Origin of the sequence: Anaerotaenia torta, from assembly GCF_050433395.1 — a bacterium.
Lineage (GTDB): Bacteria > Bacillota > Clostridia > Lachnospirales > Lachnospiraceae > Mobilitalea > Mobilitalea torta.
On the sequence record NZ_JBNPXH010000001.1, the window covers coordinates 554,813 to 568,454 of the forward strand.

The window sequence follows — 13,642 nt, forward strand, 5'->3', positions numbered from 1 at the left end:
AATTGGTAAAAATAAATAAAAAAAGAGATGAAACCACTACAGATTATGCACATATATACTTTGTAGTGGTTTTTGATATAATTTGCATGAATTATTATTTGTGCATATATGCTAAAATGAGGTATCGTTTTATGGATATATATCTATTCTGTATGGAGCTTTGTAAGAAAGGAAGGTGACTATGAATCATATCAGATACGTTGAATATGATGCCACACATTCGGAAACATTTGAATTTGATGTTCCCGAAGGACATGACTGCTGGCTGCTGGTACTGACACATACCCCGGCTGTATTTTATGTGGATAATGAATATCAGGAATATCCTCCCAATTGTGCAGTCCTGTATAAACCGAAGCAAAAGATATATTACCGGGCTTGTGCAAGACAATATTCCAATGATTGGATACGGTTTGATACCGATGAACCCTATGTTATCGCATCTCCGCTGCCCAGCGGGATACCCTTTGCAGTTCACGATCCTTCTTATTGCCACAAGCTTTTCCAACTGCTTGTTACAGAGCATATTATGAATAATGCTTATAAGGATATTACGATAGACGGTTTATTAAGAACATTATTTTATAAGCTTTTGGAATCTTATAACTATAAGCAAATAAGTCCTCTATACAAAAGTTTGTGCGAGTTAAAACAGGAAATATACCAGAAGCCCAATGAAAATTGGGCGGTTACGCAGATGGCAGACAAATTGAATATCAGCGTCGGATATCTGGAGGATTTGTACAAAAAAACCTTTGGTGTTAACTGTATGGAGGATGTGATCAACAGCCGAATCGACCTGGCAAAAAAATATTTGTTATATCATCGCTATACGATAGCTGAGATTGCATCCTTGTGCGGATATCGGAATACAGAGCATTTTTTCCGTCAATTTAAAAAAGTAACCGGAAGCACTCCGAATCATTTCCGAAACAGCCGGAATAAGTAGAGCAAAGGGAAAAACAATGTGAAGATGCATCATTAACTACGATATATATATCATTGAAAATGGAAGTAAAATCGCATAGTATATTCATATCTTACAACAAAATGCAGGGATAATAGAGTTTTGTGATGCACTATTACATATGATCCAGAGAATGATAAACTAGATCATTAGTAATACTTAATAAACCGGAGCCATTGGCATTATATCGGCTGGCAAGCAATTCTAATGCATCAGCGAGGAGGAGAAATGAAAACGAAAACGATCAGCAATAGAAAGAAAATACGAGGTTACAAAGAATTTTTACTCATTACACCATTTTTGCTACTTGTAGCAGTTTTCTCATATTATCCGCTTTACGGTTGGATCTATTCTTTTTTTGATTATCAACCGCCCTTGCCCTTTTCCTGGGATTCCTTTGCGGGCTTAAAATGGTTTAAGATTCTCTTTCAGAGTAAATCCTACATCAAACAAACCCTTGAAGTATTGAGAAATACATTTGCCATGAGCGGCATCTCCCTTGCATTCTCATGGCTCCCAATGTTTTTTGCTATATTTCTTAATGAAATAAAGTGGACACCCTTTCGAAAATTTGTACAAACAGTTACTACACTTCCGAACTTTATAAGCTGGGTTTTAGTTTATTCAGTCGCATTCCTCTTAATGAGCAATACCGGCATGTTCAATACGGTGGCTCAGAGTCTGGGGTTGATTTCCAGGCCGATTGATTTTATGAAATCAAGCGATCATATGTGGTTGAAGATGTGGCTGTGGCTTACCTGGAAGAATCTTGGCTGGGCGGCAATTATGTATATCGCAGCCATAGCCGGCATTGATGAAGAAATGTATGAAGCTGCAAGGGTGGATGGTGCAACGCGCCTGAAAAGTATCTGGCATATTACGATACCCAGCCTGCTGCCTACCTTTTTCGTACTATTACTCTTGAATATATCTAATTTTTTGAATAATGGTATGGAGCAATATTTTGTTTTTCAGAATTCCTGGAACAGGGAGTATATACAGGTTCTGGATCTCTACGTCTATAACCTCTCCACCAGTAAGCCGCCTGTTTATTCTGTATCGACAGCACTAAGCATGCTGAAGAGCATTGTTAGTCTGGTGCTGTTGTTTGGCGCTAACACATTTTCTAAAATAGTACGTAAGCAAAGTATTATTTAAAAAGGAGTCGACATAGCGATGGCAAGAAGAAAAATTATTATGATAGGGGATAAACGAAATAAAATAAAAAGTCATTCCATTGGTGACCGTATCCTGGATGTGGCAACCTATACCATCTTTACCTTGTTTGCATTTGTCTGTGCTTATCCGTTTTATTATATTTTTATTAATACCATCAGTAACAATAAATTAAGTGAAAAGGGAGCCATTATCTGGCTTCCAAGGGAGATGCACCTTCAAAACTATATGGATGCCTTTAAAATCCCGGGCTTGGGTCAGGCTGCATTCATATCTGTTTCAAGAACAGTCATCGGGACAGTGATGATTGTACTGTTCGCGGCATTCCTGGGATATATGTTTACGCGGGAAACGATGTGGAAAAGGAAGCTTTGGTATCGCGTTGTAGTAATAACCATGTATTTCAATGCAGGTATTATTCCCTGGTACCTGACCATGATGAATCTGAAGCTGACCAATAATTTTTGGGGATATATTTTACCTGCCGTGGTTTCTCCCTTTTATATCATACTAACGAAAACATATATAGAATCTCTGCCGAAAGAATTGCAGGAGGCGGCAGATTGTGACGGAGCCGGTGTTCTGAAAATCTTTTTTAAGATTATTTTACCTATTTCCAAGCCGATACTGGCAACCATTGCAATATTTGCGGCAGTCGGACAGTGGAATTCATTTCAAGATACTTTGCTGCTTATGACCCAAGAGAAATATTACACGCTTCAATTTATTCTGTATAGATATTTACAGTCATCACAATCCTTGTCTGCGATCATCAACGCCACCTCCGGCAGTGCGGAAGCTATGGTTGCAAATGCTCAAACGCAAACATCGATCAGAATGACAGTGACAATTATTGTGGCTTTACCCATACTGCTGATCTATCCTATGTTTCAAAGGTTTTTTGTAAAGGGGATCATGATCGGTGCAGTTAAGGGATAGCAAAATAGAAATGCATTATCTATTTAAGGAGGAGAAAAAATGAGATTAAAGAAAAAGCTCACCGTTATTATGGCTGCCGTGCTGGTGCTTTCTATGCTGGCTACGGCGTGCACAAAGAAGGAAGGCCAGAAATCAGACCCCAATTCAGGAACCAATACTCCCACCTCAAGCGGAGAGAATGAGCCTGAGGCTACAAAGGCACCGTCCGATTTAGCGCCAATGACTCTGGAAGTGTATTCCCAGCCTGCAAACTTTCAGGGAGAGCAGCCGGGATGGACTGCAAAGATTTTAAAGGAAAAGTTCAATATAACCCTTAATATTATTGCCCCTCAGGTGGCAGGCGGCGATATATTCGCGGCACGTTCCGCAGCAGGATTTCTGGGTGATCTGGTAGTTCTTGATAATGCGGATATTCAAGCCTGCATTAAATCGGGACTTATCGTTGACATTACCGAGGAAATGAAGAAATTAACTTCCTATGAAATGTTCAAGACCCAGTTAGATTACTATAATGCTTCCCTGGAAGGGACCGCTGAGGGCTCCTATTATGCATGGCCTTGTGAGATGGCCAATACAAGCCCGACTACCTTCTCTCCGACGATTCCGGGTGTTGCACCGACGATTCCCTGGGATTATTATGCAGAGGTCGGCGCTCCGGAGATGAAGAATCTTAAGGATCTGGTATCGGTACTTCGGGCCATTCAGGATAAACATCCGACCAATGCGGCAGGAGACCCGAGCTATGGTATCACACTTTGGCCTGACTGGGACGGTACCTCCATCGAGAATGTAAATCAGCTTACCAAGTGGTACGGGCAGGAGGTAAACGGTTCTATTCTGTTGGATGCAAAGGGAAATATGCTTGAGCTGACAGATGACAACGGTGCATACCGTAAGATCCTCCAATTCTATTTTGATGCAAACCAGGCAGGGGTTGTCGATCCCGACTCGGGAACACAGAACTGGGATTCGGTTAATAATAAGTTCAATTCCAAGCGTGCATTTCTTATCTGGAATGACTGGCAGCAGGGTTTCTGGAATACAACAGGACGCGGTAATAATCGTGAAAACTATATTATGGCGCCGATTGCCGATATGTCAATATACCAACCCTCAGATCCTTACTTTGGAAGCGGCAGGGCATTTGCCTGCGGAACCAATGATCCCGCGAAAAAAGAAAGAGTTATGATGCTCTTGGATTGGATGTCCAGCCCGGAAGGACTTGAGGCAATCCATGGAGGTATCTATGGCTTTACCTATGAGAATGCCCCGGATGGTAACGGTTTTGTTCGTACCGCCGCAGGTGAGACTGCTCTGATGGATAATTCACCTGTACCGGAAGAGTTTGGAGGCGGTCTGTATGCAGATGGAATGCTCCAAATTAATCAATGGATGGTAGCCGGAATCTCAAAGAACCCTTTGAACAATACAACTTATTCGTCAATGTATTGGCCCGCAGAGGTTGAAAAGGCGAAAACCACTACAATAAAAGAGTGGGGTGAGAGATTTGGTGCAGAGAACCCGGTTGCTTATTTGACTAAGACAGGCACTATAAGTGTCGTTCCCTTTGTAAATGTTAATCTGGTACCGGACTCCACCGATATATCGCTGATTAGAAGTAATTGCAAGCCGTTAGTATGCGATGCTTCCTGGAAGATGATTTTTGCGAAAGACCAGGCTGAGTTTGACAAGATATGGAACAATCTGAAGGAAGACTTAAAGGGCTTTGACTGGGTTACCCTGGTAGAGTTTGATAAGAATAAGTATAAGGCGCTTGTGGATGAAAGAGCAAAGGCATTGGCAGCAAATTAATCAAGGAACAAAAAGAGTAGCACTTTTGTTACTTTAAGTGTAAAGGGGGGCTGGGTGCAGTACCCCCCTTTCATTGGATAAGGAGGTTATATGAGCAAAGATCTTACTTCACGTCTTCCTGACGGGAGCTTTTTTACCAGCTGGGAGGTTGCGGCAGAATACACCCGCGAGCTTCATGTATCCGCAAACCATTCGGAAGCTTCCGATGAAAATGACGGCAGCTTTCAGCGTCCTTTTAAAACAATAAATGCTGCTGCAGCCATAGCGGCACCCGGTACCCGAGTGCTCATTCATGAAGGAATTTACCGGGAGTGTGTCCGTCCTGCCAGAGGAGGGGAAGGCCCGGACAAGATGATTATATATGAAAATTATAATAGAGAAGCAGTAGTTATTAAGGCTTCCGAGATTGCAGAAACGTTTAAAAAAAGCGAAGGCTGGAGGAAGAGCGCTGAACCGTGGGATGAAAAATCGGAATTCACTCCCCAGATATGGGAAACGAAGTTGAATCCGGATGTTTTTCGAGGTTATAATCCTTTTTGTGCAGTGAATATACTGCATGACAGATTATTCATTGAATATGATAAAACAGATATGACTACGTACTTAAACCGCCGTGGTATGGTTTTCTGTGACGGAAAGCCTTTGGTTCAGGTTCCTCTCTATCATCATATGTCCCGGATACCCGGCTCATACTGGGTAGAGGCCAATGGTCAAACCATTCACTTTAGGCTTGAGAATGATGACTGCCCTGAGAATCACCTGATTGAGCTGACTTGCCGTGAGCAGTGCTTTGCGCCGGAGATACCGTTTTTATCTTATATCAAGGTCAAGGGACTTATCTGTTCCCATGCCGCCACAGGGGCTCCGGTACCTCAAAGGGGAGCGATATCAGCATACCGGGGACACCATTGGATTATCGAGGATTGCACCATTGACTGGTCTAACGCGGTAGGCATAGATATTGGAAATGAATGCTGGCATCATACCATGGAGACAGATCAGATATTGGGATATGATATTATACGGAACTGCAAAATTTATGATGCAGGGGTATGCGCTATTGCTGCGTTATTTGTTGTGAATATTCTGATTGAGGATAATCTGATTAAGGGAACCGGATGGCAGAAGATGGAGCTTTCCTGGGAAGCGGGGGGCATGAAGGCTCATTGCTGCCGCAATAGCCTGATCAGAAGGAATATATTTACCAGGACGATGCGTGCAGATCACCTATGGCTGGATGTTGCAAATGAAAACAATCGTATTACGTCCAATCTTTTCCTTGACGGTATTCAGCAGCGGGAAGCCATATTTATAGAATGCAGCCGGGATGGTGTCAATTTGATTGATAATAATATCTTCTGGAATATCGAAGGCCGTTTTGACGAAGCCCTGCTGTCGTCAGAGCCGGGTTCCTCCGGGTGGTATAAGATGGAGGAAAACAGTCCGGTGAACGGCTATGCTGTCTATGGCGAGGGCACGGATCATCTTCGGATTGTAAATAACTTTATAGGAAAATGCAGAAGTGCAGGCTATTTCTCTAAAACCGTGGCATTCAGAATTGACCGGGCAGGCCGCGGGGGTACCTCACGTGATGCAGGAATATATAATAATATATTTTATGATTGCGGTGAGGCCGCAATTAAGTTCCCGACGGATAAGAATAAATCGGACGGCAATCTGTTTCTGAACATGCCGGGGGGATATCTGAGGGTTTTATATCCCGCTCCGGAGGCCTGTCTGGACCTTTCTGCCTGGAAAGAGTTTTATGGTTTTGATCTCAACTCATCAGAAGGCAGGCTGGAGGTATCTGTTGATACGGAAAAGTATACCTTTACTATTAAGAAACCATCTTCTCAGGGGAATATAATGCCGTTTAAAAAAGGCCGGAAGCCTGATTTAAACGAAGTAACCCTGATAAACCAAGTCGATTCCTGTGAATTGGTACCCAATGATTATTTTGGCATTGAGACAGAAGGAAAGCAAAGGCTTCCCGGACCTTTTTCAGAATTAGAGGACTCGATGGTGATCAATATTGATATCAGACATCAGGAAAGCTCTTTGTAGGCGGCTTCAAAAAGCGGTATAAAGAAGAGGCAAGGCAGTATCATGGGCCTGCGGTCATAGGAACCTCGTATCCATTTTTCCTATATGAACCTCAATATGAGATGGGTGGAAGTCAATATCTGAATGGAACTATTTTTGACTAACGTAAAATCGATATTCAACGTACGAAAAAGTTGATGGATTGTTTAATCCATCACTTTTTCTTTGATATTTTGATGTAAGCAACAGTTCCCGGTACATTCCCGGCTTTTGTTCATCAATCTCTGTGTATTCAAATTCAAATCTTGCCATAAGGCAAACCCTCCAATAAAGATTATTTACAATTCATCGGTGATCGTTTGGCTGTGTGCTAAACAATTATGATTTTCGTAAACATCCTTATTGGAGGATTGCTAACGCGGATTACCTTTTCTTTCTGCATCTATTCCCATGGAGTATTATAGAAACAATAAGTTGTCCTGTCACAGTCTATAAAGATGTAGACTTCTTCTGAATCAGTTTTATAGTGATAAATAGAACAGCCTTTCTTTATATAATTCGTCTGCAATTCCTCCGTGGGAAATTCACTCGGACTAACCGGCTCCACTGTAATCCCCAGCAATTCTGCGGCATCTATTTTTTCTTGAATACTTGGAGAAATTTGAACGTGTCTTCCCGTCAGTAAAATCAGCCTCCCATTCAGCACCAATCCGGGAGGAACGGTATCGGGAGGATTGGTTGGTGTATCCTGGCATGGGGACACGTAATAACAATAAGTATCCCTATCGCAGTCTATAAAGATATAAAGCTCTTCGGTATCATCCTTATAGTAGTATATGGGACAGCCCTTTTTCATAAAATTAGTTTGCATTTCTTCTTTTGGAAACTCGCTCGCTTCAACCGGCTCCGCCGTAACACCTAACGGTTCAGAGGAGTCTATTTTTTCTTGAATGGTTGGAGAAATTTGTTTGTGATATACTCCCAACTCAACCTCAACAAGATGTTCATTTATCATCAACCAATGCGGATAACAAAAAGGAGTATTCGTTGGCGTAATTATATCACGCGGGGGTATTGAAACAGCTTCACCCAGAAGAGGGGACTCCATATTTGCATCGTCATATCTGATGGACACGAAGATAATTGAGAATAATAATGCGCATATGGTAATAATAATGATATTTTTTTTGCTCATAAATTAAATCCTTTGCACCGGAAAGTTTAAAATATATTAATATAATCGTGTGCAGTATTTCTATAAATAATAATATGTATGTGTGCACAAATCATATAAGGTCAGCCCATCAGTGTATTTGAGGTAAGATGCATCTGTTACTGCGGATAAGCTTTGAGCAACAGATTTAAACTGTACTATATTTAACATAGGGATACCGGATTATGAATATATCCAATATCCCTATGTTTCGAATAAATGTTAAATAATCATTGTATTATTCCCAATTAATGTTATTGTGTGATATGGTTTCACCTTTTACAATTTCATCTTCAGCTAATTCTAGCCTTTGCCGTTCAAAAGGTGTCAGCTTTGTAAAATCGCTATCCCAAGCCAAAACCATACGTTTTATCAGGGCATTGACAAGTTCTTGTTCTTGTTCAGGTAACATTTCAAGTAGTTCAATAGTTTGTTTTGCTATTGAAGACATATATAACACCTGCCTTTCTATTTGTATATATCGCCACGGCTTCCAATGTCCATAATATACAATACTACAACTGAATTATCCATTAAATGTTTGTAAATAATGCGATATCCACCAATTCGTAGGCGATAATGATTATCAGAATAACCTTGCAGCGGCTTTATATCACCAGTTGGTGGTTGTGTTGTTAATCCCTCAATTCCTAGTTTTATCCTCTGCTTTGTGGATTTATCCATAGAATTAATTGCTTTAACTGCTGATTTACTATATTCTATCTGCAATATATCCACCGCCTTTCTACTTACAGTATAGTTTACAGAAAGTTATTTTTCAAGCTTTAGCATGCTAGACAGTCAAAAGTTTTATCGGTAGTGGTTTGTTGTTATTATTGTTGGTCTTATGACCCGTTCCGATAAACTCGGCACCTCCATTATCCGTGACCTTGCCCAATGGGGCTGTCTTGTAAGGACGGCTCCATGGCTTGTATCATTTCATTATTAAGAATTTTGGATTTATTGAAAATGAAACCACTGAAAATCAAACTGGCAGCCGGGCAGAAAGACGAAGGTGACGGTCTGTTCTCCGGTTATGGCAGGCAGGTGAAATTCCCGCTCCGTATAGTCGGCGGAATAGGGGAATTCAAGAATTTCCATCCGATCCCCCTCCCGTCCGTGGAAACGCACATGGACGGTATTCCTGTCAAGAGGAGAGCGGCCGCATAGAGTCAGCATGTCGGAGCCTTTTTCACCGAAGTTCATATGTTCAAATACAATGGATACATTATTCCCGATTTCTTCAATGGCATCTTCCTTTATAGCGAAGCTGTCTCCGTAGATGTGGGTATGATCCAGAGAACTCAGGCGCTCATAAGCTTTATCATAATTGATGAAGGAGAAGCCCTTCAGGTGAATCTTGCGGTTTAATACAAAGCTCAGTGTGGTAAGACCTTTCAGCCTCTTTGGAAGCTTATAAGTTTCCTCTTGATATGCATTCCAGATGCTAGGCTTTTGATAAGTAACTGTTGTCAGAAGGGAGGCATTCGAACTGTCCGGTATTCCTTCCCAGATTTCAATGGGGAACTCTTCATTATCCAGGGAAAAGACCGGCAGGATAAGCACGTCGGAGCCGAAGTCCCCGAAGTCAAGCCGTTCGAAGCTGATCACACTCCGGCCATCCCTTGAAGTAGCGACGCCCCGTTCATTGCCGTTGGTCAGATTATCGCTGCCATGGGTATAGAGGCCGGCAGAGAGGAAAGCATAGGGATTTAAACTGGCAGTACCGATTCCCGTGATGGAGATTTCCATTTGTGAGTAGAGCTTCACCTTATCAGCTCCGTTTTTAGCGGAACAGCGAAGGTAGACAGTTCCATCACCCAGGGCGGTTATCTCTGCCATGGTGCCGCTCGCCTTAAGAGATGCAATATTAGTATCAATTCCGGCAACGTTGGTGATCCTCCACTGGACATCCTTATAGGTGGAAGATGCCGGATGGATGATTGCTTGTGCAGTGAGGACAGGCATATCTTTTGTCAGCTTGTTTCCCTGGGGACATATGATCTCCAGCTTACGGATGGGAATTTCTGCGCTATTATCTGCAGAAGCTCTCCCGGCATTGTGTACAGAGGGCTCCTCATTGTCCCGCGGGATATCGTCGGAGGATGTGTCTGCACACCCTGTCATTTTGCCTCTGGTTCGGGAGACCATGGGTTCACAGCTTCCGGGGGTGATGGGAGCGGGAATCGCGCTGATGGTCATCCGCGCAGGCGCAAGGCCGGGCGATTCCGCTGTTATGGTAATCTCTCCGAGAGAGAAGGTGCCTGACACCACAGCCAGGAGCTTTCCGCTGAACATTCTCCGGCTGGTTCCCTTGTACTGGTCGTAATCCGTGCTGTCGCCGTTATCAAGGCCCAGCAGGCAGCCCGGCCCTTCCAGGGTAATGTGTACTCTGTTATTGGCGTTTTCCACCGGGAGACCCTGATGGTCCACGGCACTTATTTCAATAAAAACCAGATCCTGTCCGTCGGCATTGACCTCTTTTTTATCCGGTGTCAGTATCAGGGCGGCGGCATCACCGAAGGAGGATTTTATTTCTTCTGCGATCATGAGATCATTTTCATCATAGGCGACTGCTTTCAGAATTCCCCTGGAGTAAGGGAGCTGCCATTCGCCCAGCAGCCGGTCCCCATGGGCATGGTCAATGAAGCATACCCCTTGGGAGATATCGTTAAAAAAGAGTTCGATTTTGGGAGCGTTGGAGCATACCCGGATATCAATCAACTGTCCCTCTGAAAAATCCCAGTAAGGGAAAATATGAATCATCGGATACTCCTTATAACTGGTCCATTCTGCCCGGTATATATAATAAGAATCCTTGGGAAAGCCTGCGGTGTCGATTTGGCCGAAATAGGAATTCTTCGTATGATAGGGTGTGGGCTCACCGATATAATCAAACCCGCTCCAGATGAACTGTCCCAGGGAATAGGGGGCATCACGGTCATCAATGATACATTGCTCCGTGTTTTTGGCACCCCAGCTGGTGGAGCTGTTGCCCAGAGAGGAGCACTGTTCGTCATCATCCGATAGAACAGGCTGAACCAGAGGAAAATGGTAGATTCCCCTGCTCTGTACTGTGGAAGAGGTTTCGCTTCCGTAGATAATCCAGTCCGGATGCTCTTTGTGATGTTTATTATAATATCTCTCGGCATAATTGTAACCGGCCAGCTTGACGATATCCGCACATTTCTGGGCGTTTTCCCAGGGCATATAATTGGAGCCTATGGTAACCGGAGCATTACCCCTTGGATCATGCTCCTTTACCAGCTCCATCAGCCAACGGGTCAATTCCTGGCCGCGTTCATCTGCATGAGTGTCATAAATTTCATTGCCGATGCTCCACATGATTACGCTGGGATGATTGCGGTCACGGCGTATCCAGCTGGCCACATCCCTGGGAGCCCACTCGTTGAAGAACCTGGAATAATCATAGGTGGTCTTCTTCCTTTCCCACATGTCAAAGGCTTCGGATACGATCAGAAACCCCATCTCATCTGCCAGCTCCATTAACTCCACCGCAGGCATATTGTGTGCGGTGCGGATAGCATTGGTGCCCATGGATTGCAGGAGCAGAAGCTGCCTCTTGAGAGCGGTCCGGTTAACCGCCGCGCCAAGGCATCCCAGATCGTGATGCTGGCATACACCATAGAGCTTGAGAGGAGAGCCGTTGAGGAAGAAGCCCTTCTTACTGTCAAAGGCAATGCTTCGGAAGCCGAAGGTCTGATGCTCCTCGCCGATTACCCGACCCGCTGAGATTAACTGGATGTTTAAACGGTAGAGAGCGGGCGAGGAAATATCCCATAGCCTGGGATTGGAAACTTTAAGCTGATGGCAGGTTGTCAGCAACATTTCGTCATTTATAACACCTGCCCCCTTATGGTCGGATGAAATCAACGACTCGGAACGGGCGATAATCTGCCCCTTCTCATCGGCAATCCACTGCCGCAGTTCCAGGCCGTCCGGTGTATTCTGTGCGCCCAAGCTAATCTCTGCAGTGATCTCCACCAACCACTCCGTGCCATCCTGTTTGGTAGAGATATAAATTCCATCTGAGGCCAAGTGGGTGGAGGGACGGGTCTTCAGCCAGACATTGCGATAGATACCTGCTCCCGAATACCACCTGGAATTAGGAGATTCATGCATTACCTGTACCAGAATCAGATTGGTTCCGACCGTAAGATAGCGGCTGATATCAATTTCAAAGGTGGAATAACCATATTTCCAGCTTCCGGCCAGACTGTTGTTGACATAGACGGAACAGTTCATATAGACCCCTTCAAAACGGAGAACCGTCAGAGTATCCGGCCCAAGCTCTGTTATCTCATAGGCTTTCTTATACCAGCCCTCACCGTCTTCATAAAGATTGTTCGTATCATAGATAAGCCAATCATGGGGCAGGCTTACAGGCTCCCAGAGAATCTCCGGTCCGTTTATTTTCTCAAGGCTGGTATACAGGAGCTGTTTGGAAAAATACCAATTGTCGTTAAATAATCTTGTGCTGTTCATGGATAATCTCCTTCTTAAAAATTCACAGACATATTGGAATGGGGGCCGTGAAGGTTCCTGTATTCCGAGGGCGTATATTTTTTATAAGCCTTAAATAAGCGGTTAAAAGTTGAAATGCTGGTAAAACCTGCGCACATGGCCACCTCCGTTATAGAGAGATTTGGATCACCAAGGAGCTTTTCCGCATACATGATCCGCTGTTGATTAAGATAATTGTAGAAGGTCATGCCGGTAAACTGCTTGAACAGCCGTGTAAAATGGAATTTACTGAAGCCGGCCAGTTCGGCCAGATCATCCGCGCTTAAATTCTCGGTGCAGTGCTCGTGTATATAATTGCAGACGGTAAGGAACTTCTCAATATATTCATGATGCTTCGATCTTTTGATATTGGGAAAGCGGGTATCTCCGTTTACAAATACTCTGCCCAGAGCTACAAAAAACTGTATTATCATGGAATAGATGGATGCCTCCTTCAATACGGCATTGCTCTCGAATTCTTTCTTCATATCCAGCAGGAACTGGTATAGGATATCGTGAATGTCCCCATATTTATCTGCGGTCACAACATGGCAGGGATGGTACATCTGAAAGGTGGAATCAAAGCCGTGGAGGCGGTTCAGCAGGGAATAGTCAAACTGAAATATAATCCGTTTCCCCTCCTCAGGAGCAAAGAGCTGATGCAATTCACCGGAGGGAATAATGATAATATCCCCTTGCTGCAAGACATAGGGAACCTCGTTCACAACTACGGTATAATAATTGACCAGGGGCATGATGAGTTCTACTGCGGTATGCCAATGAATGGGGTAATCCTCTGCTTCCTGGTTAAGAAAAAGGCGGGCTCCAAGATTGCCGGAGTAAGAGACCGTCTCTCTAATACCATTCAGTATTTCAATCATATCCTTCTCCTCCTATTAAATTATTAAATATTGTCATATTTAAATTAGTAAAGTGAAACTGATTGTTTCTGGTAATTTGAGATTATA

At 43.5% G+C, this 13,642-nt stretch carries 11 protein-coding genes; 5 read left to right on the forward strand and 6 right to left on the reverse strand.

Features of this window, described 5'->3' with window-relative positions; all coding sequences use genetic code 11:
• Positions 1-181 precede the first annotated feature (181 nt).
• The 5 genes from HNQ56_RS02445 to HNQ56_RS02465 all read left to right on the forward strand — a co-directional run bounded on the left by HNQ56_RS02445 (position 182) and on the right by HNQ56_RS02465 (position 6,958).
• Positions 182-949: an AraC family transcriptional regulator gene (locus HNQ56_RS02445; RefSeq protein ID WP_429142406.1), complete on the forward strand. Its 768-nt coding sequence runs from the start codon at positions 182-184 to the stop codon at positions 947-949.
• 246 nt (positions 950-1,195) lie between these two features.
• Complete coding sequence (locus HNQ56_RS02450) at positions 1,196-2,125, forward strand: ABC transporter permease subunit (RefSeq protein WP_429142408.1); 930 nt, start codon at positions 1,196-1,198, stop codon at positions 2,123-2,125.
• 39 nt (positions 2,126-2,164) lie between these two features.
• Complete coding sequence (locus HNQ56_RS02455) at positions 2,165-3,082, forward strand: carbohydrate ABC transporter permease (protein ID WP_429143002.1); 918 nt, start codon at positions 2,165-2,167, stop codon at positions 3,080-3,082.
• A gap of 39 nt (positions 3,083-3,121) precedes the next feature.
• Entirely contained in the window at positions 3,122-4,894 is a 1,773-nt protein-coding gene (locus tag HNQ56_RS02460) for a sugar ABC transporter substrate-binding protein (RefSeq protein WP_429142410.1), read from the forward strand.
• Positions 4,895-4,984: 90 nt separating this feature from the next.
• On the forward strand, positions 4,985-6,958 hold the full coding sequence (locus tag HNQ56_RS02465; RefSeq protein ID WP_429142412.1) for a right-handed parallel beta-helix repeat-containing protein: 1,974 nt from the start codon (positions 4,985-4,987) through the stop codon (positions 6,956-6,958).
• A 129-nt stretch (positions 6,959-7,087) separates the two neighbouring features.
• On the opposite strand, the gene HNQ56_RS02470 is transcribed toward HNQ56_RS02465, so the two are convergent.
• From HNQ56_RS02470 to HNQ56_RS02495, 6 genes are all read right to left on the reverse strand, one after another.
• Complete coding sequence (locus tag HNQ56_RS02470; RefSeq protein ID WP_429142413.1) at positions 7,088-7,249, reverse strand: hypothetical protein; 162 nt, start codon at positions 7,247-7,249, stop codon at positions 7,088-7,090.
• A gap of 130 nt (positions 7,250-7,379) precedes the next feature.
• The gene (locus tag HNQ56_RS02475; RefSeq protein ID WP_429142415.1) at positions 7,380-8,132 is read right to left on the reverse strand and encodes a hypothetical protein; all 753 of its coding nucleotides are present in this window, start codon (positions 8,130-8,132) and stop codon (positions 7,380-7,382) included.
• A gap of 256 nt (positions 8,133-8,388) precedes the next feature.
• Positions 8,389-8,601, reverse strand: a complete 213-nt coding sequence (locus HNQ56_RS02480) for a hypothetical protein (RefSeq protein ID WP_429142417.1) — start codon at positions 8,599-8,601, stop codon at positions 8,389-8,391.
• A gap of 17 nt (positions 8,602-8,618) precedes the next feature.
• Complete coding sequence (locus HNQ56_RS02485; protein ID WP_429142419.1) at positions 8,619-8,888, reverse strand: type II toxin-antitoxin system RelE family toxin; 270 nt, start codon at positions 8,886-8,888, stop codon at positions 8,619-8,621.
• Between the two features lie 222 nt (positions 8,889-9,110).
• Positions 9,111-12,656, reverse strand: coding sequence for a glycoside hydrolase family 2 TIM barrel-domain containing protein (locus HNQ56_RS02490; RefSeq protein ID WP_429142421.1), 3,546 nt, complete (start codon positions 12,654-12,656; stop codon positions 9,111-9,113).
• Between the two features lie 14 nt (positions 12,657-12,670).
• The gene (locus HNQ56_RS02495) at positions 12,671-13,555 is read right to left on the reverse strand and encodes an AraC family transcriptional regulator (RefSeq protein WP_429142423.1); all 885 of its coding nucleotides are present in this window, start codon (positions 13,553-13,555) and stop codon (positions 12,671-12,673) included.
• Positions 13,556-13,642: the final 87 nt, after the last annotated feature.